This window comes from Shewanella mangrovi (genome assembly GCF_000753795.1).
Lineage (GTDB): Bacteria > Pseudomonadota > Gammaproteobacteria > Enterobacterales > Shewanellaceae > Shewanella > Shewanella mangrovi.
Genome location: NZ_JPEO01000011.1, coordinates 76,489 through 99,880 on the forward strand (window position 1 = coordinate 76,489; position 23,392 = coordinate 99,880).

At 46.6% G+C, this 23,392-nt stretch carries 25 protein-coding genes; 3 read left to right on the forward strand and 22 right to left on the reverse strand.

Annotated features, from left to right (window positions below):
• Positions 1 to 111 precede the first annotated feature (111 nt).
• The 22 genes from HR45_RS13630 to HR45_RS13735 form a co-directional block, all read right to left on the reverse strand.
• A complete protein-coding gene (locus HR45_RS13630) occupies positions 112 to 1,449 on the reverse strand; it encodes a sigma-54-dependent transcriptional regulator (protein WP_037443875.1) in 1,338 nt (445 codons plus the stop codon).
• A complete protein-coding gene (locus HR45_RS13635; RefSeq protein WP_037443877.1) occupies positions 1,446 to 2,525 on the reverse strand; it encodes a sensor histidine kinase in 1,080 nt (359 codons plus the stop codon). Before HR45_RS13635 ends, HR45_RS13630 begins: the two co-directional genes overlap by 4 nt.
• 89 nt (positions 2,526 to 2,614) lie before the next feature.
• Positions 2,615 to 4,045, reverse strand: a complete 1,431-nt coding sequence (locus tag HR45_RS13640; protein ID WP_037443879.1) for a sigma-54 dependent transcriptional regulator — start codon at positions 4,043 to 4,045, stop codon at positions 2,615 to 2,617.
• A gap of 282 nt (positions 4,046 to 4,327) precedes the next feature.
• Positions 4,328 to 4,732, reverse strand: coding sequence for a flagellar export chaperone FliS (gene fliS, locus HR45_RS13645; protein ID WP_037443881.1), 405 nt, complete (start codon positions 4,730 to 4,732; stop codon positions 4,328 to 4,330).
• Positions 4,733 to 4,738: 6 nt separating this feature from the next.
• On the reverse strand, positions 4,739 to 5,065 hold the full coding sequence (locus HR45_RS13650) for a hypothetical protein (protein ID WP_037443883.1): 327 nt from the start codon (positions 5,063 to 5,065) through the stop codon (positions 4,739 to 4,741).
• Between the two features lie 10 nt (positions 5,066 to 5,075).
• Complete coding sequence (gene fliD / locus HR45_RS13655) at positions 5,076 to 6,443, reverse strand: flagellar filament capping protein FliD (RefSeq protein ID WP_037443885.1); 1,368 nt, start codon at positions 6,441 to 6,443, stop codon at positions 5,076 to 5,078.
• A 22-nt stretch (positions 6,444 to 6,465) separates the two neighbouring features.
• On the reverse strand, positions 6,466 to 6,849 hold the full coding sequence (locus HR45_RS13660; protein ID WP_037443887.1) for a flagellar protein FlaG: 384 nt from the start codon (positions 6,847 to 6,849) through the stop codon (positions 6,466 to 6,468).
• Between the two features lie 119 nt (positions 6,850 to 6,968).
• Entirely contained in the window at positions 6,969 to 7,766 is a 798-nt protein-coding gene (locus HR45_RS13665) for a flagellin N-terminal helical domain-containing protein (protein ID WP_037443889.1), read from the reverse strand.
• Between the two features lie 235 nt (positions 7,767 to 8,001).
• Entirely contained in the window at positions 8,002 to 8,799 is a 798-nt protein-coding gene (locus HR45_RS13670; protein WP_037443891.1) for a flagellin N-terminal helical domain-containing protein, read from the reverse strand.
• 104 nt (positions 8,800 to 8,903) lie between these two features.
• The gene (gene flgL / locus HR45_RS13675; protein WP_037443893.1) at positions 8,904 to 10,109 is read right to left on the reverse strand and encodes a flagellar hook-associated protein FlgL; all 1,206 of its coding nucleotides are present in this window, start codon (positions 10,107 to 10,109) and stop codon (positions 8,904 to 8,906) included.
• Between the two features lie 12 nt (positions 10,110 to 10,121).
• Positions 10,122 to 12,047, reverse strand: a complete 1,926-nt coding sequence (flgK, locus tag HR45_RS13680; protein WP_037443896.1) for a flagellar hook-associated protein FlgK — start codon at positions 12,045 to 12,047, stop codon at positions 10,122 to 10,124.
• Positions 12,037 to 13,098, reverse strand: coding sequence for a flagellar assembly peptidoglycan hydrolase FlgJ (flgJ, locus tag HR45_RS13685; protein ID WP_052074739.1), 1,062 nt, complete (start codon positions 13,096 to 13,098; stop codon positions 12,037 to 12,039). Before flgJ ends, flgK begins: the two co-directional genes overlap by 11 nt.
• A 17-nt stretch (positions 13,099 to 13,115) precedes the next feature.
• Positions 13,116 to 14,204, reverse strand: a complete 1,089-nt coding sequence (locus tag HR45_RS13690) for a flagellar basal body P-ring protein FlgI (protein WP_037443898.1) — start codon at positions 14,202 to 14,204, stop codon at positions 13,116 to 13,118.
• Between the two features lie 11 nt (positions 14,205 to 14,215).
• Positions 14,216 to 14,893 carry a flagellar basal body L-ring protein FlgH gene (flgH, locus tag HR45_RS13695; protein ID WP_037443900.1) on the reverse strand — a complete coding sequence of 226 codons (678 nt, stop codon included), beginning with the start codon at positions 14,891 to 14,893 and terminating at the stop codon, positions 14,216 to 14,218.
• A 12-nt stretch (positions 14,894 to 14,905) separates the two neighbouring features.
• Complete coding sequence (flgG, locus tag HR45_RS13700) at positions 14,906 to 15,694, reverse strand: flagellar basal-body rod protein FlgG (protein WP_037443902.1); 789 nt, start codon at positions 15,692 to 15,694, stop codon at positions 14,906 to 14,908.
• Positions 15,695 to 15,705: 11 nt separating this feature from the next.
• A complete protein-coding gene (flgF, locus tag HR45_RS13705) occupies positions 15,706 to 16,449 on the reverse strand; it encodes a flagellar basal-body rod protein FlgF (protein WP_037443905.1) in 744 nt (247 codons plus the stop codon).
• 170 nt (positions 16,450 to 16,619) lie between these two features.
• Positions 16,620 to 17,984 carry a flagellar hook protein FlgE gene (flgE, locus tag HR45_RS13710; protein ID WP_037443908.1) on the reverse strand — a complete coding sequence of 455 codons (1,365 nt, stop codon included), beginning with the start codon at positions 17,982 to 17,984 and terminating at the stop codon, positions 16,620 to 16,622.
• 49 nt (positions 17,985 to 18,033) lie between these two features.
• Positions 18,034 to 18,717, reverse strand: a complete 684-nt coding sequence (locus tag HR45_RS13715) for a flagellar hook assembly protein FlgD (RefSeq protein ID WP_430742025.1) — start codon at positions 18,715 to 18,717, stop codon at positions 18,034 to 18,036.
• A gap of 13 nt (positions 18,718 to 18,730) precedes the next feature.
• Positions 18,731 to 19,153, reverse strand: coding sequence for a flagellar basal body rod protein FlgC (flgC, locus tag HR45_RS13720; RefSeq protein ID WP_037443912.1), 423 nt, complete (start codon positions 19,151 to 19,153; stop codon positions 18,731 to 18,733).
• 2 nt (positions 19,154 to 19,155) lie between these two features.
• Entirely contained in the window at positions 19,156 to 19,554 is a 399-nt protein-coding gene (gene flgB / locus HR45_RS13725; protein ID WP_037443913.1) for a flagellar basal body rod protein FlgB, read from the reverse strand.
• Between the two features lie 180 nt (positions 19,555 to 19,734).
• Positions 19,735 to 20,568, reverse strand: coding sequence for a CheR family methyltransferase (locus HR45_RS13730; RefSeq protein WP_037443915.1), 834 nt, complete (start codon positions 20,566 to 20,568; stop codon positions 19,735 to 19,737).
• A 138-nt stretch (positions 20,569 to 20,706) separates the two neighbouring features.
• Positions 20,707 to 21,627 (reverse strand): chemotaxis protein CheV, encoded by a 921-nt coding sequence (locus HR45_RS13735; RefSeq protein ID WP_037443918.1) that lies wholly within the window; start codon positions 21,625 to 21,627, stop codon positions 20,707 to 20,709.
• A gap of 190 nt (positions 21,628 to 21,817) precedes the next feature.
• On the opposite strand from HR45_RS13735, the gene flgA reads away from it, so the two are divergent.
• The 3 genes from flgA to HR45_RS13750 all read left to right on the forward strand — a co-directional run bounded on the left by flgA (position 21,818) and on the right by HR45_RS13750 (position 23,347).
• A complete protein-coding gene (gene flgA, locus HR45_RS13740; RefSeq protein WP_037443957.1) occupies positions 21,818 to 22,525 on the forward strand; it encodes a flagellar basal body P-ring formation chaperone FlgA in 708 nt (235 codons plus the stop codon).
• A gap of 76 nt (positions 22,526 to 22,601) precedes the next feature.
• Entirely contained in the window at positions 22,602 to 22,919 is a 318-nt protein-coding gene (flgM, locus tag HR45_RS13745; RefSeq protein ID WP_037443920.1) for a flagellar biosynthesis anti-sigma factor FlgM, read from the forward strand.
• Positions 22,919 to 23,347 (forward strand): flagella synthesis protein FlgN, encoded by a 429-nt coding sequence (locus HR45_RS13750; RefSeq protein WP_187327383.1) that lies wholly within the window; start codon positions 22,919 to 22,921, stop codon positions 23,345 to 23,347. Before flgM ends, HR45_RS13750 begins: the two co-directional genes overlap by 1 nt.
• Positions 23,348 to 23,392: the final 45 nt, after the last annotated feature.

Here is a 23,392-nt window from a genome sequence, read left to right on the forward strand (position 1 = left end):
TATTACCTGGTAATGCAAATAAGTTGCCAAAATTTATATCTATATGTAATTAAACACAAAAAACGGTGAAGACTGATAAGTCATCACCGTTGTGTCATTTTTTACTTCCGCCTACGCCGGAATATCAATCCCCATATCACGCATGCGCGCCATCTTATAACGTAGCGTACGTGCACTGATCCCCAGTTTTTCCGCCACTAACTTGCGCGAGCCTTGGCATTGCGTCAGGGTTTCAAGAATGATTTGATGTTCCTGTGCTTTTAGCTCATCGCCCAAGGCATCGTTGCTTTCGGTCGGGCGGCTGTCGATGGGTTGCGTCACGTCATACAAATCGATAATGATGTCAGCAGCTTCTATCACACTATTTCGCTGCAAAATCATGGCCCGTTGAATGACGTTATCCAGCTCCCGCACGTTGCCGGGCCAACGATGCCCGAGTAGCTTACGAATGGCACCATCATCCAACTGCGGAATTGGCTTGATATGACTAGCACTGGCATGTTTACTGATCAGATGCTTAGCCAACGGGATAATATCCGCCGGACGTTGATTCAGCGCTGGCCACACTAACGGGAATACGTTAATACGATAATAGAGATCTTCACGGAACTCGCCTTTCGCAATCGACTCTTTTAAATCGCGGTTTGATGTTGCCAGTACGCGCACATCGAGCTTGATGGTTTTACGGCCACCTAAGCGTTCCACCTCACGCTCTTGTAAAACACGCAACAATTTTGCCTGTAAGCCCAAATCCATCTCAGATATTTCATCGAGCAGCAAAGTACCACCTTGTGCCTGTTCAAACTTACCTGGGCAGGCTTGATATGCACCGGTAAATGCGCCCTTTTCATAACCAAATAGCGTGGCTTCCAGCATGTTTTCAGGGATAGCCGCGCAGTTGATGGCGACAAAAGGCGCTTCAACTCGCGAGCTTTTTTGATGTATGTAGCGTGCTAACACCTCTTTACCAGAGCCACTGGGGCCGAGGATCATCACAGAAGCATCAGACTGCGCTACCCGCTTAGCCAACTCCAACAGCGCAATACTTTTATCATCGGCAACGACTGGGTCGCCACTGACTTTTTTCGGCGTCAAATAACGGCTCACCTGATTAAGTAACACTTCAGGCGAAAACGGCTTGGCTAAGTAATCAACCGCGCCCAGCTTGATAGCGCTCACGGCACTATCAATGGTGGCATAAGCCGTCATCAATAACACGGGGATTTGTGGGTAGTATTGCTTGAGATGGTCAAGCAAGCCCATACCTCCAATGCCATCCATCTGCACATCACTAATTACCATGTCGAAGCTACATTTCTTCAGTGCCACGATGGCTTCTTCGGCGCTAGCAACATCAACACACTGATAGTCAGCCAAAGACAGGGTATCAATCAGTGCCTCTCGCAACGCATGATCATCTTCAACCAATAACAATTTGATGTCGTTCATGAGTTGACTCCTACAGATGCTGGTTTGGCGTGACTGATCAGCGGCAGACTCAGCGTGATCGCGCACCCTTGATTAGGTACACAATGGATGGATAGTTCACCGCCATGGCTTTTTACTACCGAATGGACCACAGCTAGGCCTAACCCTGTTCCATGAGCTTTGGTGGTGAAAAATGGCTCTAACACTTTTTGCTGCAATTCCGCATCCATGCCTTTGCCATTGTCGCTGACAGTGATCAGCACCTTTTGTTCATCGACTCGACTTGAAAGCAGAATTTCATTGGCACCAGCATCTAAGCTATTGAGCACCAAGTTATTGATGGCAGAGCTTAGGCCATGAATATTGGCGAGTATTGCCGCATCAACTTCATCGCCAAACTGCAAGTTTGCCCGCTGTTTGCTGCAGATCGGCTCGCAATTGGCAAATACCAACTGCAATAGATCGGTGATGGCAACTTCTTCGCCCTGCTGATCTTGCTTCCCTTTCGCGATAAGTAACATATCGTTGACTTGTCGCTCTAGTTCACCGAGACGGTCAATTAGCTTTTCCTGAAACTTACCGCGGGAGTCGGCTTTTAAACGAGGATTTCCCAAGTTGGCCGCATAAAGCAGTGCAGCTGACAGCGGCGTACGGATCTGATGCGCAAGATTGGCCACCATGCGTCCTAACGCGCTAAGACGTTGCAGATGTGCAAGGTTCTGTTGCAGTAAACGTGTTTCGGTAAGGTCTGTGATCACGATAAGCTGACCATTATCTTGGCCGAGTGGCGTAATTTGCAGCTTAACGCGACGCCCATTGCGCAAAGACACTTCATGTCCATCATCTTTCTGCGGCGCAAAGGAACGATTAATAATGGTCAGCCAGCGTTGCCCAACAAGCGGTAGACCTAATAGAGATTCAGCGACGGGGTTGGCTTCAGACACTAAGCCGTCTTCATTGAGGATAACAATCCCGGAAGGCATGGCCTGCAGAATATGTTCCATACGGTCGGACATATTGGCCGCTTCACTCATCTGGATCCACTGATGTCCACGATGGGAAATAGTTTCAAGTTTGGCCAGCGATTGAGTTGCCATGGGCACTCCGTCAAAAAAATACGATTGACGGAGTAAATGCAGATATTATGCCATAAAATTTATTTTTAAAATCAATGAAATAAAGAACTTTATTCTTTAGTCATACCGTATTTACGCATTTTTTCAACGAGTGTAGTGCGGCGAATACCCAACATTTCGGCGGCTCTGGCAACCACATTGTCCTGCTGATCCAATGCTTGGCGAATCATATCAATTTCCAGTTCGGCCAACAGGTCTTTCAGGTTGACCCCTTCTGGTGGCAACTCGCTTGGGAAACGTGTTTCTGGAATTTCTACTGGCTCATCATCGCTAAAGATAGACGCCAGCGCATCACGCTCTTGTAGCTCTTCACTCACTTCGACCGAGTATTCAGGCACATCGATATGACGATACTTAATCGGCAAGTCATTCACGTCAACTAAACCACCGGGATAAAGAATAGTTAAGCGCTCGACTAAGTTCGATAGCTCACGTACGTTGCCCGACCACGCGTGCTCCTTTAGAGAGTCAATCGCCCGTTGGGTAAAACGCACTCGGCCTTTGCCTTCATTAAATACACGACTCACCAACTCTTGCAGCAACAGCGGAATATCTTCTTGGCGCTCACAAAGCGGTGGCATTTCGATTGGAAACACATTTAAGCGATAGAACAGGTCTTCACGGAAGTCCCCTTCTTCAATCATCGCCTCAAGATTACGGTGCGTCGCCGCAACTACACGAACATCGGCTTGAATCGGCTTGTTACCACCGACGCGCTCAAACACACGCTCTTGCAATACGCGCAGCAGTTTAACTTGCATCTGCAGCGGCATATCACCAATCTCATCCAAAAAGAGCGTGCCGCCTTCAGCCAGCTCAAAGCGACCTTTACGTGAACTAATAGCACCGGTAAATGAGCCTTTTTCATGACCGAATAATTCACTTTCCAGCAACTCAGGCGGAATCGCACCACAGTTAACCGGAATAAACGGCCCGTCGCGTCGCTCCGACATGTAGTGGATATTACGTGCGACCACCTCTTTACCAGTGCCAGATGGCCCTAATACCAAAACTGTCGCATCAGATGATGCTACTTGCCCAATAAGGTGACGAACATGGGCGATGCCATCACTACGCCCAACCAGACTTCGGAACAACTTAGTTTGGTTAGCGCTGGTGGGCACTTGTGGACGTTTTACCTGACCGAAAACTTGGCAATAATGGAGCAGCTCAGTGACTTGATGATAATTGAGTGGTGATTCTAATTGGCCAAGCAGGTTCGAAGAAGATACCTCAAGCGTCCCCATAGACAATATGGGCTGCCACGGTAAACGCGTAACCAACAGCTGAATTTCAAATTCAGCCAACGTTTCGGTCAACAAAATCAGCGCACGATAGCGCTTTTCCGGAGTGAGCTTTTCGGCAACATCAGCTGCAACTAATTCGACCTGCTCGCCAATAAATTCCAATACATTACTAAGACGATTGGCACTCTCTGATGGGGTTCCGACAAGTAAAATCCGTTGTTCTATCTGCATCATTCAGTAGGCCGCTAAGCTCTGGTAAATTATTGATTCTGAGAATATCTACATTGAACGCCATTTTTTGCTGCAACAATCACGTTACACAAGTGGCTTCAAAATCTATTGCTGAATATTGTATTAAAGGCTCAATTTAAGCAAGTCTACTGTGACTTTAATGACCCTATCTATCCGATTTTAGACTAAATTTTGATTCACTGCTTGTTGATGCGTCAATATTATGACACTAAACAAAAAACAGGCACCCAATGAGTGCCTGCCTTTTGTATATTAACTAATCAGTTACTGTTTTTCAGAAGTAATGTTATGCATTTCCGCAGGAATTGCGTCCCAAGCCTCTTTAATTTCACGCAGTAATGCAGCAACTTCATCAAGCGCTTCAACATCACTAAGGAGATTGGCTTCGGTCATTCGGCGAACCATATACTCATAAAGACGATTTAAATTGTTCGCAATATCGCCACCAGCATCCATATTCAAGCTATTTTGGAGTCCATTGATAATGCCAATAGCTTTACCAATGTATTCCCCCTTGGCTGCGATATTTCCCTGCTCAATGGCATAACGACTCTGAGCAATGCGCTCTAATGCGCCTTTAAACATCAATTGCACCAAACGATGCGGAGACGCAACAGCTATTTCGCTTTCCAACGATACCTTGCGATACGATTGTAACGAGCCTCTCATGACAACCTACCTATTTGAATCTACTGACTTATAAACATTCAACTGACGGCTTTTACGACTCTTAGTCAGCATTAAGTCTCGCCGATGTTGGCGAATTTCACTCGCCTTGAGTTCCAAGCGACGAGTTACCTCAAGTTGTTCCTTTAACGACTCAGCATTTTTTTCTACGGCAATAAATTGCGATAACATCTTTTGACGGTCGTTAATCAGTTCCTGCAACTTTGATACCAAAATGTCAGACTGTTCATCTTCGAACGGCAATGTCACCAGTACGTCAAGTAATGCATCAATATCTGCATTTTTCTGTTCAAGCTCAGTTACAACCGTCGTCATCTATTTGCCTTTAGTTGCTCGCTACAACGCCAGGTAGTGAGCTAATCGCGCTTAACACGCTAGAGCTCTGCGAATTAAGATTCGCAACGACTAAGTCCATCGCGTTAAACTGCTTGGTGAGTCTATCCATTAAGAGATCCATCTTACGATCTAATGCATCTCGTTGATCATCAATACGCTTTTGTTCTTCTGTATATGAGTTATTACGTGAATCAATAACTCCGCCACTCTTAACGTAACCATCAATCACTTGGTCCATTTTAGCAGCTATACCTGTGTCTTTCGTCGCAAAAAGCGTTTCTATACCAGACATGTTGGAAGACAACGCTGCCTCGAGCTTATCAGAGTCAACGGTCAACTCCCCTTGTGCGTCGGCCGAGATGCCTATGTCATATAATGCTATGGTACCACCATTACCATCATCTACTCGATTACTCACCATGTTCCGCAGTTGGGACTGCAAAGAGCGAACAATAGAATCACCTTGCAAAACTGAAGCGGTATCCGTATCCACATCATAGCGCGTCATATCCGACATTTTGCTCATCAGAGTATTGTATGCATCAACAAAATTCTGAATATTTTTGCTAACAGCACCATCATCCTGAGCAATCGTTACGGTTGTTGTTTCATTGAGATCAGCTTTGGTCAAATCTAATGTCACGCCAGAAATAGCGTTTTCTACCGTGTTACTTGATGAGGTTAATTGCTGTCCGTCAATAAAAATAACCGAGTTCGCAGCAGGTTGAATTTCTTCAAGGTTTCCCGTGCCGAACATATCGGTCAAGCCAGATCCGGTGGTGTCGGTTGCGGTTACCGAGACCGTATTTGCAGTACCAGTTTCATCGGACGTAAATACTAAGCGCTGCCCGCTGTCGGTTGAGATAACAGTGGCAGTAACACCTGCATTGTCTTCAGCGTTATTGATTTTGTCTGCAATATTTTCTAGAGAGTCGGTCGACGTGACATCAACCGAGAAACTTTGCCCTGCAACATCAAATGACAAACTTCCCTCTCCGACACTCGACGGATTTTGAGTGGCCACTCCGGCTAACTTTTGAGATTGAGCGAGAGATTGGACTTTTATTTGGTATGCACCGGCGCGCGCATTCTTATCGGCGGTTGCGGTTAAGTAACTCGTCGAACTCTGCGTGACTTTACGGATATTGAGAGCCGCACCATCGCTGAGCTTATTAACTGCATCTTGAAACGTTGATAATGCACTCTTCAAAGTACCAATGGCAGATACTTTAGACTCAAGTGTCTGCTCTCGGCTATTTAGTAAGGTTTCTTTAGGTGTTCTTTCGGCATCGACCAGCGTTTCGACGATTGTCGAAATATCAAGTCCAGAGCCAATACCTGTTGCCGTAAGTGCCATAATCCACCTCGCTATCTTTTCTTCAGGCTTCGGTCTTCATTAATAGACCAGCCACCTCTGAGAGCTTCGTAGCCAACTTTAACGCTTCTTCGGATGGGATCTGTCGAATAATGTCACCAGATTCAATATCCATAACGCTAACTACATTTTTACCAGAATCGTCATCTACTCTAAATGCTAACCCTTTTCGCATCATCGACATAGTTTCTGACAGTTGATCCGCTATCAGAGAAAGCTGCTCTTGAGACGATTCAGGCTCAGATTGATTAGACTGAGCTACGTCAGATTCACTAACATTCTGATTATCGACAACCTTGCTGTCGACAACATCCATCTGTTGCACAGTTTTTGCAGCTGAATCACTTTTAACAAATGTGCTACTGGATGGCGATACATTAATATCCATTATTGCACCTCCGACTTCCAAACCTACAAATTTACTTTGCGCCAATTAAGATGACAAAGGGAGATCCGTAGCCGAACCTCCCTTTAACCACATTCCAGAATTGCGTTACTTGTTTATAATTACAACAGAGATAATGCAATTTGTGGAAGTTGGTTAGCCTGCGCCAGCATTGCTGAACCAGTTTGTTGCAACACTTGGTTCTTAGTCATTGCCGAGGTTTCTTTCGCGAAGTCGACATCCACGATACGGCTCTTAGCATCAGCTACGTTAGCTTGTACGTTGGCTGAGTTAGCAATATTGTGCGACATACGGTTTTGAATCGCACCTAAGTTTGCACGTTCAGCGTCTACAGCTGCAATCTGTGCATCGACGTTAGCCAGGGTAGCAGTACCAACAGTTCCTGATGCTGAGGTTCCCACACCACTCATATCTGAAATAGAGATACTGATGTTCTCAGCCGCAGTATGGCCAGTTTGGAATGTTTTGCCAGAAAAAGAACCGTCTAGTAATTTGGTATCACCGAATGCAGTGTTAGCACCGATATTATCGATTTCAGTTACCAATTCATCGAATTCAGCTTGCAGAGCCGCGATATCTGAAGAAGAGTTCGCGCCGTTGGTTGCTTGGACAGACAAATCACGCATACGTTGCAGCATGTTTGTTTGTTCTTGCATTGCACCTTCTGCGATTTGCGCAACCGAGATTACGTCGTTCGCGTTACGCATACCCACTTCCAAACCACGAACCTGAGAGTTCAGACGGTCAGAAATTGCCAAACCTGCAGCATCGTCTTTTGCACTGTTGATGCGAAGACCACTAGAAAGGCGCTCCATAGAGGTTGCTAACGCATTACCAGTAGCGTTTAGGTTTTTCTGAGCCTTCATTGAAGTAACGTTTGTATTTACAGTAATCGCCATGATTGTTTCCTCTAACTGAATCTGACTTAATCACTTGCCTGTCTGACTAAGCCAGGCGGAGCTGTTTGCTTACACCATATCTAACGGCAGAGGATTTTCGATCTTTAGTAAATTTTTATAAAAAATCGCCAATTTTTAATAAACGACTTTAAATCAATGAATTAGGCAGTAAAAATAAAAAGCGGTGTAGTACTAAAAACTACACCGCTATTGATGACATGAAAGCGACTAAGCCTTAACCACCGAGTAAAGACAAAGCTACCTGAGGTAGTTGGTTAGCTTGCGCTAACATCGCCGAACCGGTCTGTTGCAACACTTGGTTCTTGGTCATCGCTGCGGTTTCTTTCGCAAAATCTACATCAACAATACGACTCTTAGCATCAGCCACGTTGGCTTGTACGTTCGCAGAGTTAGCAATGTTGTGTGTCATGCGGTTTTGAATTGCACCTAAGTTGGCGCGTTCATCGTCAATTGTCGCAATTGCAGTATCCGCCAATGCAAGCGTTGCAGTACCAACTGACCCCGTAATAGACAGGCCACTCATGTCAGCAATAGAAATAGTGACAGCTTCTGCTGCGGTATGTCCGGTTTGGAAAGTTTTCGACGCAAAAGTACCATCCAGCAGTTTCGTTTGTCCGAATGCTGTATTAGTACCGATATTATTGATCTCAGTTACCAACTGATCATATTCAGCCTGCAGCGCTGCAATGTCCGAACTGGAGTTTGCACCGTTAACGGCTTGAATGGACAAATCCCGCATCCGCTGCAGCATATTAGTCTGCTCTTGCATTGCGCCTTCAGCGATTTGTGCAACCGAAATTACATCGTTTGCATTACGCATACCGACATCCAAACCTCGAACTTGCGAGTTCAGACGGTCAGAGATTGCCAAACCTGCCGCATCATCTTTAGCGCTGTTGATTCGCAATCCACTAGATAAACGTTCCATTGACGTAGCAAGCGCAGATCCCGAAGCATTCAAATTCTTTTGTGCCTTCATAGAGGTCACATTGGTATTTACCGTAATAGCCATTTTCAGTTCCTCTTCCCAGTTTTTACGCCAAGACTTGGAGCTTGGCTCACGTTGTTAACAAGTTTCATTTCTGTCGAATCTCAATGCTTCAACAGCTTTTTCTGTTAGATAAAATCAAACAGATTGAAAGAGCTAAGTCTGCCAAATAGTTGCGATGAAGCATTAAGCGCCACTTGCTGCTTTTCAAACTCCGTCACTGCTGAGGCATAATCCAAATCCTGCAGCACTGATAGCGCAGATGTGTTAGCCAACTCGGCCGACGAATGAACATCTGTATAACTATCTAAGCTATTGAGACTATTGCCCGCAATTCCCCTTGCGATACGGACTTGATCTGTACCGCTATCAAAATTATTCAATAACTGTGCCAACTCTGAACGTCCATAAGGAGAGTTTATCGCGGTATCGTCTTGGAGCAGCGAAATGGCTTGTTGGATTGTGTCGAAAATGCTGACGTTTTCTGTTGGGGTGATGCTAAAACTATCCCCATCAGCCGGAGTAGCAGAAAGTTTAATTTCTATCCCATTGAAAGATATAGGATTTGATGCATCGTAATTATTGACGGTGGAGATCAAATTGCTAGCAGAGTCAAAGACCTGTAAATCCACACCGCCGCTGCCATTGGCCGTAAAGCTCAGCGTATAGTCATCTTCAACATAACTCGCACTATTGGTAATTTGAGCGCTAGTGACATTGAATTCGCCAGTCTGAGATGTCGAATAATTGACGTTAAAATCGCCCAAGCCACTAGGTGAATTCATAAACACGGCATCGCCGGCAATGTTGGTAGGAATAGCAACACCAGAAGCGACTACAGCAGTGCGAACACCATTGTTTCCGCTGTAAACGATATTTCCGCTGTTATCAAAAGCAAAAGGCTGTTGATCATAGGCGGTACCAGCAAATACATAGTTACCTGATTCGTCTCTGCTATTTGCGATAGTGAGTAATTCTTGCAAACCGGCATTGAGTTCATCGGCAACACCTTGCCGCTCATCATCCGTCAATGTGCCGTTAACCGCCGCTGATATTTTTTCACGCATCGACGACAAGACAGTTTCAGCATTGTCTGTTTGAGTCTCAGCTAATCCGAGATGGTTTTTAGCGTAATCAATATTCTTCAAAAACTGATCGATCAAGGTGTTCTGTTGGCTGAGGTTATCAATTCCGATTGATGCAACCGGGTCATCGCCAGCAGTGTTAACACGCTTGCCGCTAGAGATTTGATCCATCAGCGCCGACGAACTGCTTTGATGCTGGTTAATGCTGCTGACGCTTTGGTTATAAAGTTGTGCTGTGGAGATCCTCATGATTTACGCCTCCTAACGCACAGCGTTAAATAGTGTGTCAAAGATGGTGTTGGCGGTGGTCATTACCCGCGCCGACGCTTGGTATGCTTGTTGAAACTTCAATAAGTTGGCAGCTTCTTCATCTAAGTTGACGCCAGATTCTGACTGCACACGGGTATAGGCTTGGTCATAAATGCTTTGCGCTGAGTTAACCCGGGTTTCTGCCGCTTTGGTATCGCTGCCAACGCCGAGCTTGGTCTGTTCATAAACATCCGCCAGTGTCGCTTTACCGCCGTTCATCATTTTGTTTTCGCTAAGTTTTGCCATGGCCAAAACGTTGGTGTTATCACCGGAAGCAGCACTTAGGTCAAAGGTGAAGCGATCAGTACCGCCAGAAACACTGTCCAATTGGAAGGTAAACCCGTTATCACTGATTTGTGGCGGTGTACCAGCAGCGCTACCTGTACTGACAGTCGTACCATTGGCATCAACCGCCTGATAGGTAATTGGGGCGCCAGATGAGTCAATAATGTAGGTAAGTTCACTACCGTATTCGGGGAAGGTTGCCGCGTTGCGGTTATCAACACTCACCATACTAATGGCAGTATTGGCAGAGTTTGCCGCGTCCGCAGTATATGCACCGGCGGCGGCAATCCCTTTCGGATCAGTCATCTCAACTTTTATCTGCTGCGCAGCATTACCTGTGGGGCGGATTTCAAAGCGATCTCCCGCAGCCATTAAGGCTGGGTTATCGATATTGATAACAAAGCCGTCCGCGCCCTCAAGCGTGTTACCGTTCAAGGTTAATGTTGAATCAACCATGCCAGTTTGCAGGTTAGTTAATTGGTAAGCTGTGCCGTCATATCGAAGTTGGTAACTGTTTCCCGTCAGGGCTCCAACATCGGTTAAATCGACACTCAGATTGGCAGAGCCATTATTTGAGGTAAACGCTGCCAATCGTGATGAGGCAAAGGTCGGGTCATTAATGTCAGTAAAAATATTGGCGCCGACATTGCCGTTAAGATCTAGCCCCTGCGCTTGTTGGCTGTTGAAAGCATCTGCGACGCCCAGCGCCAATTGCCCCAGTTGTTGATTTGCGGGTTGCAATATGTTTTCGCGATAATCAAACAGCGCCCCCAATTGGCCGCCAATTTTGCTGGCATCAACTTTTAATGTGGTATTACCTAGGGTGTAGGTCAGGTCTGGCTCAGTTGGGTAGGGTTGTCCCTCTTGTGTCCCCAAGGTCATGGCCTGTTCGCCTGACACCAGCATAAAACTGCTGCCAAACATCACACTGCGACCGCCGTTATCTAACGGCACCACATTGACTTCGGCATATTGACTCAACTCTTGGATTAGCTTGTCTTGCTTGTCTAATAGTTGTGGATCAACGCCTTGGTTTTTCTGTAATTCGCGGTTGATGTTGGCAACTTCAGTGCTGATCTCATTGATACGAGTCGCAATCGAGCTAATTTCATCGTTGGTTTGGCTCATTTGACTATCAAGATAGCCATCCATTTGGTTCAGGCTGGTGGCTAACTGATTGGCTGATGTCAGCACATTCTGGCGAATACCAGCGTCATCAGGCAGATCTGCCAAGCTATTTAAACTGGCATAAAAATCATTCAGTGATGAAGGTACCGCAATGCCAACTTTAGAGAACAGTTCATCTAATTGGCTCAGCTTGTCATGTGTGGTTTCAGCAGCGCTTAATGCCGTTTGCGAACTGCGCATTTCTCTGGCAGCGAACTCGTTGTAAATGCGCTTAACATCATTCACATAAGTACCAGTGCCATAATAGTTGCCACCAAGATAATATGAGTTGTCAGTAACCTGGTTGGCGACTTGGCGGTTATAGCCTTCAGTATTGACGTTACTGATATTGTTACTGGTAACCCCCAACTGCGACTGCGCCGCCAACACGCCAGTACGGGCAATACTCAATAAATCAATCGCCATAGCTTATTGCTCCTGATACTGACGAGTTAGATGACTGTTCAGCCCCTAACCATTGGCTGACATCCTGCTTGATACTGTGTAGCACCCGCATCACTTTCTGCGCATATTGCGGATCGGTGGCGTAACCAGCGTCGGCAAGGCCCTTAATGAACGATCCTGGATTCGCCGCATTTTCACGTGCTGCCTGATAGCGCTCACTGCCGCTGATCAGATTCACGTAGTCATCAAAGCTGGCTTTTATCGAGTCATACACGCGAAACTCTTCTTTTTTACTTACTGCCTGCCCTTGCTCATATTCCAAAGTATTAGCCGCAGTGGTATTACCGGACCATCGACTACCCGCTTTGATATTGAACAGATTATTACTTGATTGACCGTTATCCGCTTTGGTCATTTTCTGGCCCCAGCCCGTTTCTAACGCCGATTGCGCTAATAACACTTCTGGCGTGGTACCAAGTTGTTCTGCCGCATCTTTGGCATAGGGATAAAGCGTTTTGACAAAGCTTTCTGGGCTACGCATATCTTCATTTGCCGCTTGGGTCGGCAACTTTTCGCCGCGCAAAACCGCTGCTAATTGCTGTTGTTCTGGAAATACATGCTGGCGTTCTGGCAGCTTATATTCCGTTGTCGTAGCCGTAGGCTGCTTATCCAAGTTTGCGACTGTAGCCACTGGTGCTTCTGATTTTTCTGCTGCAGCTGGTGCTTCATGAGTCCGTAGCACAGATGCTGGCGTCATCTTGGTACCTTCTGGCGATAGCTGTTGCACCATAAGGTCCGCTAGACCCAACATGCCCTTGCTCGACAGATTCACTGACATCTGCTGGTCATGCATGCTTTCATAAAACTTGGTGTACTGGCTGTTAAATGGACTGTCGGCTTCAAAAGCTTGGTTCGCTTCACGCATACTTTTCATCAGCATTTGCACGAAAATACCCTCAAACTGCTGCGCCACTTCTTTAAGCGCAGCCTTTTGATCTTTCTGGGCTCTTGAACGCAGGCCATCGAGGCCCGCCAAGTCCATAAATTGTTGGGTATCTGCTAGGCGATCCATTTACAAACCGTCAAAAATCAAATCACGATAAGCTGACCATGCAAAGCTCCGGCCACTTTTAATGCTTCAAGGATTGCCAGCACATCTGAAGGGGCCGCGCCTACCATATTGACCGCTCTGACCAACTCATCAAGCGTGGTGCCGGGATTGAACATAAACATACGGCGATCGGCCTGGCTTACGTTGATATTGCTGTTTTGCGTCACCGCAGTGTTGCCATTTGCCAACGCATTTGGCTGACTCACTTGTGGCGACTCTGCGATAGTGACGGTTAGACCACCATGAGTAATCGCCGCCGGTAAAAGCCGCACATCTTTACCCACAACAATGGTGCCGGTGCGTGAATTAACAATTACCTTAGCCGCTTCATCCGCTTGCTCTACCTGAATGTTTTCCAAAGTAGATAGATAAGCCACACGCTGCGAAACATCTCGCGGTGCGGTAACTTGGATAGAGGATGCATCCAAGGCGCGTGCAATGCCGGGGCCTAATAGATTATTTATCGCTTCCGCGGTGCGTTTTGCGGTCGTAAAATCAGCGTCGTGCAAGTTGAATGTGAGGTAGTCGCCAGTGCCAAATGGACTTGGTACTTCGCGCTCGACAATCGCGCCATTGGGAATACGGCCTACGGTAGGCGTGTTATTGACGACCTTAGAACCGTCCATGCCATCAGCGCTAAAACCACTCACCACTAAACTTCCTTGGGCTATCGCATAGACTTTGCCATCGACACCTTTGAGAAAGGTTTGCAGTAGGCTACCGCCACGCAAGCTTTTTGCTTCACCGAGGCTAGAGACGGTGACGTCAATCGTTTGTCCCGGCTTAATAAAGGGAGGCATATCGGCATGCACCGCCACCACCGCAATATTTTTGATCTTAGGACGCACACCACTTGGCAAATTAATGCCGAAGTTCTTCAGCATGGTCATAAAGGTCTGTTCGGTGTAACGGGTTTTCTCACCTGTGCCCGGTAAACCAACCACTAGGCCGTATCCAATCAGTTGGTTGTCACGAACCCCTTGAATATCAGCGATGTCTTTCAAACGCTCAGCATGGACAACCGGACTAAGCAGCAAAGACAAAATCAACACTTTTAGCAATTTCATTGCCTTACTCCTTAGAAGGGCCACCAGTCAGAGAGGAAGAATTTATTCAACCAACCGACCTTTTGCGAATCGGCAAAGGTGCCAGTACCACTGTATTGAATTCGCGCATTAGCGACGCGTGGCGACTGCACCATATTGTCGGTATCAATATCTTGTGGCCGCACAATGCCCGTCACACGAATGAACTCATCACCGTTGTTGATGGTGATCCATTTTTCGCCACGAACTACCAAGTTACCGTTGCTGAGAACCTGCATTACGTTGGCAGAGATCTGCCCTGATAAACTGTTGCTTTGGTCTGTTCCCGCTTGACGGTTGGTATCCATCGCATCTGAATAGCCCAAATCCAAAGAGTTACCATTGATGGTCACATTACTGCCCGCGGCTGTCAGCGGATTGACAGTCAGGTTCGAGCCCTTGGCAATTTGGTTGTTGGCGCTTTTGGATGCTTGTGTTGATTCCGTCAGTACAATAGTGACGATATCGCCGACGCGATGCGCTTTAAGATCAGAGAACAAAGAGCTCGCCCGCGAATCACTGAATATCGACCCGCTTGGTGGCTGGTTGATATTAGTGTCATCAGGGTATACCGGCGCATAATAAGGGTCGTCCGGGATTGGCTTGCCACCACTACTGGAGGCACAGCCACCCAACAACGCCAAGCAGGATAAAAGGAATAACGCTCTCATATCATCACCTCATTAGAGATTCTGATTCACGTAAGCCAGCATCTGGTCCACGGCAGAGATAACTTTCGAGTTCATCTCATACACACGCTGACTTTCGATCAGATTCACCAGTTCCTCGGTGACATTCACGTTTGATGTTTCCAATGCGCCTTGACGAATGCTGCCCATGCCGTCAACGGATGCCGTACCTTGCACGGGCGCACCACTCGCACCGGTTTCTAAATACAAGTTTTGTCCAATTGGGTCTAAACCGGATGGGTTAATAAAATCAGATACCGTTAACTGACCAACGACTTGCTCTTGCGCGTTGCCCGGGGTTTTAACCGATACTTCACCTTCAGAAGACACCGTAATGCTGGTCGCGTTGTCGGGAATGTTGATGGCTGGCTGCAATACGTAACCTTCACCAGACGTCACCATTTGCCCAGTGTCATCCAGCGTGAACTGACCATTACGGGTATAGGCTGTGGTGCCATCAGGCATCTGGATTTCAAAAAAACCTGGCCCCTCAATCATCAAATCAAGCGAGTTGTCAGTCGTTAGCATGTTGCCTTGAGAGAAGATTTTTTGCGTAGATACCACCTTAGTACCGGCGCCCAGCTCTAAGCCGTTTGGCAAACGTGTATTAGCGGCGCTGACGCCACCGGCTTGGTTAACGGTTTGATAGAGCAGATCTTCAAAGACAGCACGCCCTTTTTTATAGCCAACGGTACTGGCGTTAGCGACGTTGTTTGAAATCACCGAAATATCGGTTTGCTGGGCATCTAAGCCAGTTTTACTGATCCATAAAGCGGGATGCATATTGGTTACTCCTAGCTAATACGCAGCAACGAGGCTGACGCTTTGTCGTTGTCTTCAGCGGTTTTCATCATCTTGACTTGCATTTCAAACTGACGTTGCAAGTCAATCATCGCCACCATCTCTTTCACAGCGCTCACGTTGCTACCTTCTACCGCACCATTGATGACGTTGACGGTAGGATCGGCCAATGCGGGTTGACCATTCATGGTTCTGAATAAGCCATCTTCGCCACGCATCATGTTGTCATTACCGGGATTAACCAGCTTGATACGGGCAACTTCATCAATGACTTCCGGCGTTGCACCCTGTGGCCGAACAGAAATCGTTCCATCAGAGCCGATGTCAACTTTGGAAATAGGCAGCGGTAATAAAATCGGACCGTTGTCTCCCATCACGGCATCGCCGCGGCCGTTACGTAACATACCGGTCGCGTCCACCGTTAAAGCACCGGAGCGGGTGTAGGCTTCAGAGCCATCTGCCGCCTGAACAGCGATCCAACCTTCGCCTTTAACGGCAATATCCAGATCTCTGCCGGTGGTTTGCACTGGACCCGCTTTAAAATCGGATGCAGGCTTCTCGGTCATAGCAAATACACGCGTAGGCAAACCTTCACCAAATGCCTGCATTGAACGGGCTTGGTTGAGATCAGCTTTAAAGCCATCAGTCTTAGCGTTAGCCAAGTTGTTGGCTCTTACCGCCAAAGCATTCATATTCTGGCTGGCGCCAGTCATTGATATATAGAGAAGTTTGTCCACTGCTTGCTCCGTCAAAATTTGAGCTTAATCGGATTAAAGCAAGCTTCATGCCACTAAATAACTAAAAACATATGTTAGCGCAGACAAAGAGTTAGCGAGATAACAAGGACGGAAAGGAGAAAAGCGGCAAGGTATTGCCGCATTGCAACACCTTGCCGTTTAGGAACGACTTAGCGGATCTGTAGAATAGTTTGCTGTAGCGTGTTGTTCACTTCCAACGTACGCGAGTTCGCTTGGAAGTTACGCTGCGCCGAAATCAAGTCCACCAACTCAGTGGTCAGGTCAACGTTTGACTGCTCAAGAGATGAAGAGCGAATCGCACCAAACACACCGCTATTAGCTTCACCAGCTAACGCTTCACCTGAATCTAGGCTCGCTTTCCAAGAGGTGTTACCCACTTGAGTGAGCCCCTGTTCATTGGCAAAACGAACCAACGCTACCTGCCCTAATGGTACTGTGGCGCCATTGCTGTAGTTGGCAGAAATCAAACCATCAGCGCCCACTTCTACGTTGGTCAAACGACCTACAGTGATACCGTCTTGATCCAGTTCAGTAGTGTTAAACGCTTCTGCATACTGCGTTGGGCGGTTAAAGCCAATGGTCAATGTTTGCGAGCCATCAGCAGCCGCAGACAAAACATTGGCGCCAGAGATGCCCAGTTGCTCAGTGGTAATGGCAGCAGGATCTGTACCGGTAAAGTTGCCAGATGCGTCAAAACTCAAGACTGCGCCGTTCCAGCCACCAGCTGTGGTCGCACTCAAGGTTGTATTTCCCGCAGCAGTACCGTCCAAGTCGGTATCTGCGCTGTAGGTTCCGGCGGACGGCAGATTCACCTGTTGGCCATCCAACGCGTAAAATGCTACCCAGTTACTTTCACCGGTATAGGCACCATTTTGCGGACGCACGAAGTAAGTCGTCAGTGTATGAGACTCACCCAAAGAGTCATAAATGGTAACTGCGGTAGAATTATTAAATGTTGTTGAATCGGTTGGATCAAATGCCGCTGGATCAAGTGTTTCAGCGTTTGAATTTAAGTTCATACTCATGGTGACGCTTTGCGTAGCTTGTGGGCTACCCGCCGTGTCAGGAATTTGAATCGGCGTAGTAGTACTTAAGCTTACTGACGCGGCATTACCGTCACCGTCAACCGGAAAGGTTTGCAAAAAGTTGCCGTCAGAATCCACCAAGAAGCCATCTTCATCACGTTTAAACGCACCGGCACGCGTGAACGAATAATCACTACTGCCAATGCCCGATGACGTTACAAAGAAGCCGTTACCATTGATTGACATATCCAAGGCGTTATTAGTCGATAATAAGTTACCTTGATGGAACTGCTGTGCAACTTGGGTAGTCGTTACACCACCACCTACCGTAGTCTTACTGTTTGAAAACAGCGACGTAGCATAGACATCAGCGAATTCAGCACGCGACTCCTTAAAGCCGGTAGTGTTCACGTTTGCAATGTTATTCGCTGTCGTGTTGAGATCTTTCTGCGCCGCGTTGATCCCGCTGAGAGCAATGTTAAAAGACATAATTCACCTCTTAATCTATTGAATACCGCCCGAAAAACTCCGGCGCAAATTAACTTTCAGATACTGCCAGAACGTCAGCAAGCAACACGCCACCAACACCGCGCACGTTAAGCACCGCACCGCTAGTAGAGTTGAGTGATACACTGCTGACATGGCCATAGGTGCTCACCGCCAGCTCCTGCGCAGTGCCGTCAACGGTACCGTTGGCGGTAATGGTATAAGTGCCTGGTGCCATTGGGTTACCAGCACTATCAGTACCATCCCACTCCACATCGATATTGCCGCCACTGCTGCCATCGACGTTGAAGGTTTTCACTACTTGTCCAGATTCATCTTTTACCGACACTTTGATCACGTTGATAGGATCTGTAGTGCTGATAACCCCTCTTAAGCTGGCATCATCAGCTGCCAGATAATTAGAACCTGAAGGGACCAATACCTTTTGGCCTACCAGCCCCGAAGCTTGCAGCGCCTGACTCGACGTCATCACAGTATTAAGATTGACGATTTGATCATTAAGCTTGCCGATACCGTCAACGGTCGAAAACGATGCCATCTGGGCAATCATTTGGTCGTTATCTACCGGGTTTGACGGGTCTTGCATTGATAACTGGGTACTGAGCAACGAGAAGAAATCTTCTTGTGTCAAACTTTGGTTACTGTTGCTAACTTGCGAAGTCGCCGCATTAGCACTCGAAGTATCCAGTAGAGAATTCAATGAGTTAATTGCCACGATTTAACTCTCCTTATTGACCAAGACGCAGTGTCTGTTGCAGCATCGACTTTGTAGCATCCGCAACCTGCACGTTCATCTGATATGACTGGGAGGCGGAAATCATGTCGGCCATCTCTTCGACGACATTAACGTTTGGCTTGTAGATATAACCATCAGCATCCGCTAACGGATGACCTGGCGAATATTCCTTTAACAGCGGTTTATCGCTCTCAACTATTCCCTGCACCTTTACCGAATAAGACTCTGACTGTTGCTGGCCGTTGGTTGCACGCGCTAATTCAGCTTCAAATACCGGGTGTCGGGCTTTATATGTTTTATCGACACTACTAGCCACGGAATCAGCGTTGGCGATATTACTGGCAGTGGTATTGAGCCGCACCGACTGTGCAGACATACCAGAACCTGCGATATTAAAGATGTTATAAAGCCCCATGATTAGTCTCCTCTAATCGCTTTTTTCATACCGGAGAAACGTCCACTGAGAAATCCCAGCGACATCTGGTACTCGAGAGAGTTCTGCATAAATGCCTGTTGCTCATGTTGCATATCAACAGTATTGCCATCACCAGTATCGGGTTGATCTGGCACGCGAAACTTCACGTTCTGTTGAGTCAGCGCTTGTAAATCAAAATGTTTATCAGAGGTCGCGGCCATTTTCAGCCCTTGCTGATGGCTCATTGCCCCTTGTAATGCGGAAGAAAAGTCGACATCACGCGCCTTGTAATGCGGTGTATCAGCGTTAGCGATATTGCTGGAGAGCACTTCAGCACGCTCAGCACGGATCCCCAGCGTGTACTGGTGAACGCCAAGCGCTTTATCGAAACTAATCGCCATAAAATTATCCTCCGTCATTGAGTAGTTAAAACAAAGCAATTTACATGCCACAAAACCAATTCAATGTTGACTGCGACAAATGCCACCACTCAATGCTTTGTTAAAAAGCAAGCAATAAAAATGCCAGCTGTTGTTAAACAAGCTGGCATTTCAATAAGTAGCTGAGATTTGGCAGAGACGTCAGGTTTTCTTCTGATAGTAGATACCGGGGTTACAACGAATCATATCAAATTCGTCAGTCAGACCGGCGATAGATTCCGAAGCCCCCAAGAACAGGATGCCTTTCGGATTGAGAGCGGCAGCAAATTGCCGCAGTATCTTTGCCTTGGCTTCAGGGGCAAAGTAAATCAACACATTCCGACAAAAAATAATGTCAAACTTGCCCAATAACGTGTAACTTTCCAGCAAGTTGTGGGCACGAAAACTCACCAAACGGCGTACATTTTCTTTCAATCGCATATTGCCGTTAGGCAAAGCATCAAAAAACTGACGCTTACGTTCTTCTGATAACCCTCTCGCGAGCGCTAAACCGTCATATTCTGCGTTCTTACACCGTTCTAGCATCGACGGTGATAAGTCCGTTGCCTGAATCGATACGCCTCCCGGTAAACCGCCAGGTTTACGCTGCTGGTATTCAAGCGATGTCATAGCCAGAGAATAAGGTTCCTGACCTGATGAACACGCTGCCGACCATATTTTCAATGGCCGCCCTAACTTCGCAAATTGCGGCAACAATTGAGTTGCCATCAAATCAAAAGGATATTTGTCGCGAAACCAGAGTGTCTCATTGGTGGTCATGGCATCAATTACTTCGGCACGCAATTGACGTTCCGTAGGTCGCATTGATTGTTTGACGACTTCGGACAAGGACGGCAAGCCGTATTTACCCATTAATGGCGCAAGCCGGCTTCTGACGAGATATTGCTTATTTTCACCAAGCACAATCCCGCTGTGCTGTTCTAAAAACAGTCTAAATTGATTGTACTCGGTTTCTGCGAGCGACTTATCTTGCACCTTGGCTTCCCGTCGTTGATGAACATCGCCGTTTAGGAGTGAACGCTGTCCTGCTACTTTATCGGGCTGCGTTATACCGCAGCTTTATCAGCATGACAAGCGACACTTCTATTTTAATACATCAATATAATGCAAAGGTTACAAACTTAAATGTTTGTTAACAGCTGCCGCCAATTCATCTGGGTTGAACTTGGCAATAAAATCATTGGCGCCAACCTTCTGCACCATAGCATGGTTGAAGACACCGCTTAGCGAAGTATGCAACACCACTTTGATATGCTTGAGTTTAGGATCGTCACGAATTTCCGCAGTTAAGGTGTAACCGTCCATCTCTGGCATCTCAATATCTGAGATAATCAACGGAATTTCGGTGGACACGTTATCCATTTCAGAGGCAATCGCCTTCAATTTTTGCAGCGCTTCCTTACCATCTTTGGCTGTATCAATTTGCAAATTGAGCGCATCGAGGGCACGAATAATCTGTTTTCTCGCAACCGCAGAGTCATCCACCACCATAATATGAAAATTCTGCTCTCTATCGATGGTCAACGCTTCATCAACTTCTTTACTGATATCAGTTTTAACGGGTGAGATTTCATCTAGGATTTTTTCCACATCGATGATTTCGACCAGTTCACCATCGATCTCAGTCACTGCGGTCAAATAAGAAGCACGCCCTGCTCCTTGTGGTGGTGGCATAATCGCAGACCAATTCATGTTGATGATACGCTCAACAGACTTGACCAAAAATCCCTGCACACTGCGGTTGTACTCAGAAATAATAATAAAGCAGTTAGTCACATCCTCAATGGGACGACCACCTGTTGCCGCACTTAGGTCGATAACGGAAATGGTGGTTCCGCGAATGTGTGCCACACCTTTAATAAAGGGATTCAATTTAGGCAACAAAGTCAAAGGTGGGCACTGTAGGACTTCCTTGACCTTAAATACGTTAATCCCGAACCGCTGTCTGCCATTTAGCTTAAACAGCAACAGCTCTAGTCGGTTTTGTCCAACAAGCTGGGTTCTTTTATTGACCGATTCAAGAATGCCTGACATAAGTCTGCCTTGTAATGATTGTACAACCCTAACCTCACTGAAATATCAGGAAGGCATGCATATTGCTTTTACACCGATAATCCGAGCTTCAGTCAAAGTTATGACGCAGTTGCATCGAATGATGTTGCGGTATTTTTTAAACTGCCTGAAGTATAAGTGTAAAACTATTTATCTATCTAGCCTGTTCATTATGAAAGTAAATTTAGCACACTTTTTTTCCGCTGCCTTGTTAGCCACAGTTACAGTGGCTGGCGCTCAAGCCGATACACCTAGTATATCGGCTATACAAAAGTTAGCTAAAGAAACGGTGTCAAAAAAGATCGACGCGCCCACATCTGCGAGAGTGGAAATTTCACCACAAACGCTAGATCCGCGTTTAATGCTCCCGAACTGCATTTCGCCGCTGAAAGTAGAGTTGGCCGCAGACCGCCCCATCAGTCGCAATAACACCGTTAAAGTGAGTTGCGATGTCGCAGACCAAGCTTATCCATGGCAAGTTTTTATGTCGGTGCGCGTAGATATCAACTTCCCTGTCGTCGTGCCTAATGAGACTTTGTCCCAAGGGACTGTGCTGGATAAATCTAACCTGACACTGCGTTACATTGATCAATATAGCCTGAACGGTCAGCAGTTTGATGATATGACGCCGCTCATTGGTGCCAAACTGAAACGAAGAACAACTAAGGATTATCCAATTTTTGCTGCGAATGTCTGTTTTGTCTGTAAAGGTGACCAAGTATCGATTTTGGCATCAACCGAAAACTTTCAGATAAAAACCGTTGGCGAAGCGCTGCAGGACGGCAATATTGGTGAACAAATTAGAGTAAAAAACATTAGGTCAAACAAGGTGATAGATGCCATAGTCGCAAAAGTTGGCGAAGTTCGCGTAAAAATGTAAAAATTGCTCAAGCAATAAACTGATCTGCCGATAAAGAGTCTGAGTACCTAGATTCAACGCTGGAGCCCGAACGGCTATGGACATTAAACAACTGCAAAATCAACCGCGAGTGACAACTGTCAACTCCCAAAAGACCAGTACATCAGCAGGCTCTGAAAGTGCACAAACTGCTGTGGCTGGCAACAGCAAAGACTCAGTTGTTGTCTCAAGTCAAGCACAGCAACTGCAAGGTCTACAGAGTAAAATTTCGTCACTGCCTGACGTCGACGTAAAAAAAGTAGCGGAAATAAAAGCAGCAATTGCTGAAGGCCGTTATAAAGTCGATCCAGAGAAACTGGCAGGTAATATTGCGCAATTTGAAGCCGATATGAACGACGTTAATCTGGAGGCTTAATGCAATTGCCAGACTTGGAACAGCTTCTGAACAAGCAGACGCTCAATCTCGAGCGCCTGCTGTTTTTGATCGACCAAGAAAAGCAAGCACTGATCAGCCGCGACGCTGAAAAGCTACTATCCCTCGCAGGTGATAAGTCGACGTTGCTCGATAACGTCAAAGAAATTGATACTCAGCTTGCCAACCATCCAGAAAAAGACGACTTCGCCAAAGAGCCCATCGCCACTATGGTAAACGATGCCAAGGTATTGATGTCAGAATGTCAGGTTAAAAACCAAGAAAACGGCAAACTTATCGAACTATGCAATGCCAGTATTAATCGTCTGGCTCAAGCGCTGCAAATGAGCCGCAATGCCAGTAGCCTAACCTATGATGGCAAGGGCAAAACCTCAACTATCGCTACCTTAGGTAATGATTTAAAAGCCTAATCGTTTCAGAATTTATAGTAAAAATCCACCTGCATAGCAGGTGGC

Bases quoted from the DNA above. Each gene is read 5' to 3' on its own strand.
- HR45_RS13630 (WP_037443875.1), bottom strand. From the start codon at position 1,449: ATGAACGACATCAAATTGTTATTGGTTGAAGATGATCATGCGTTGCGA.
- HR45_RS13635 (WP_037443877.1), bottom strand. From the start codon at position 2,525: ATGGCAACTCAATCGCTGGCCAAACTTGAAACTATTTCCCATCGTGGA.
- HR45_RS13640 (WP_037443879.1), bottom strand. From the start codon at position 4,045: ATGATGCAGATAGAACAACGGATTTTACTTGTCGGAACCCCATCAGAG.
- fliS (WP_037443881.1), bottom strand. From the start codon at position 4,732: ATGAGAGGCTCGTTACAATCGTATCGCAAGGTATCGTTGGAAAGCGAA.
- HR45_RS13650 (WP_037443883.1), bottom strand. From the start codon at position 5,065: ATGACGACGGTTGTAACTGAGCTTGAACAGAAAAATGCAGATATTGAT.
- fliD (WP_037443885.1), bottom strand. From the start codon at position 6,443: ATGGCACTTACGGCAACAGGTATTGGCTCTGGACTTGATATTTCGACA.
- HR45_RS13660 (WP_037443887.1), bottom strand. From the start codon at position 6,849: ATGGATATTAATGTATCGCCATCCAGTAGCACATTTGTTAAAAGTGAT.
- HR45_RS13665 (WP_037443889.1), bottom strand. From the start codon at position 7,766: ATGGCGATTACTGTAAATACAAACGTTACTTCAATGAAGGCTCAGAAA.
- HR45_RS13670 (WP_037443891.1), bottom strand. From the start codon at position 8,799: ATGGCTATTACGGTAAATACCAATGTGACCTCTATGAAGGCACAAAAG.
- flgL (WP_037443893.1), bottom strand. From the start codon at position 10,109: ATGAGGATCTCCACAGCACAACTTTATAACCAAAGCGTCAGCAGCATT.
- flgK (WP_037443896.1), bottom strand. From the start codon at position 12,047: ATGGCGATTGATTTATTGAGTATTGCCCGTACTGGCGTGTTGGCGGCG.
- flgJ (WP_052074739.1), bottom strand. From the start codon at position 13,098: ATGGATCGCCTAGCAGATACCCAACAATTTATGGACTTGGCGGGCCTC.
- HR45_RS13690 (WP_037443898.1), bottom strand. From the start codon at position 14,204: ATGAAATTGCTAAAAGTGTTGATTTTGTCTTTGCTGCTTAGTCCGGTT.
- flgH (WP_037443900.1), bottom strand. From the start codon at position 14,893: ATGAGAGCGTTATTCCTTTTATCCTGCTTGGCGTTGTTGGGTGGCTGT.
- flgG (WP_037443902.1), bottom strand. From the start codon at position 15,694: ATGCATCCCGCTTTATGGATCAGTAAAACTGGCTTAGATGCCCAGCAA.
- flgE (WP_037443908.1), bottom strand. From the start codon at position 17,984: ATGTCTTTTAACATTGCTCTCAGCGGGATCAACGCGGCGCAGAAAGAT.
- flgC (WP_037443912.1), bottom strand. From the start codon at position 19,153: ATGGGGCTTTATAACATCTTTAATATCGCAGGTTCTGGTATGTCTGCA.
- flgB (WP_037443913.1), bottom strand. From the start codon at position 19,554: ATGGCGATTAGTTTCGATAAAGCGCTTGGCGTTCACCAGTACACGCTG.
- HR45_RS13735 (WP_037443918.1), bottom strand. From the start codon at position 21,627: ATGTCAGGCATTCTTGAATCGGTCAATAAAAGAACCCAGCTTGTTGGA.
- flgA (WP_037443957.1), top strand. From the start codon at position 21,818: ATGAAAGTAAATTTAGCACACTTTTTTTCCGCTGCCTTGTTAGCCACA.
- flgM (WP_037443920.1), top strand. From the start codon at position 22,602: ATGGACATTAAACAACTGCAAAATCAACCGCGAGTGACAACTGTCAAC.
- HR45_RS13750 (WP_187327383.1), top strand. From the start codon at position 22,919: ATGCAATTGCCAGACTTGGAACAGCTTCTGAACAAGCAGACGCTCAAT.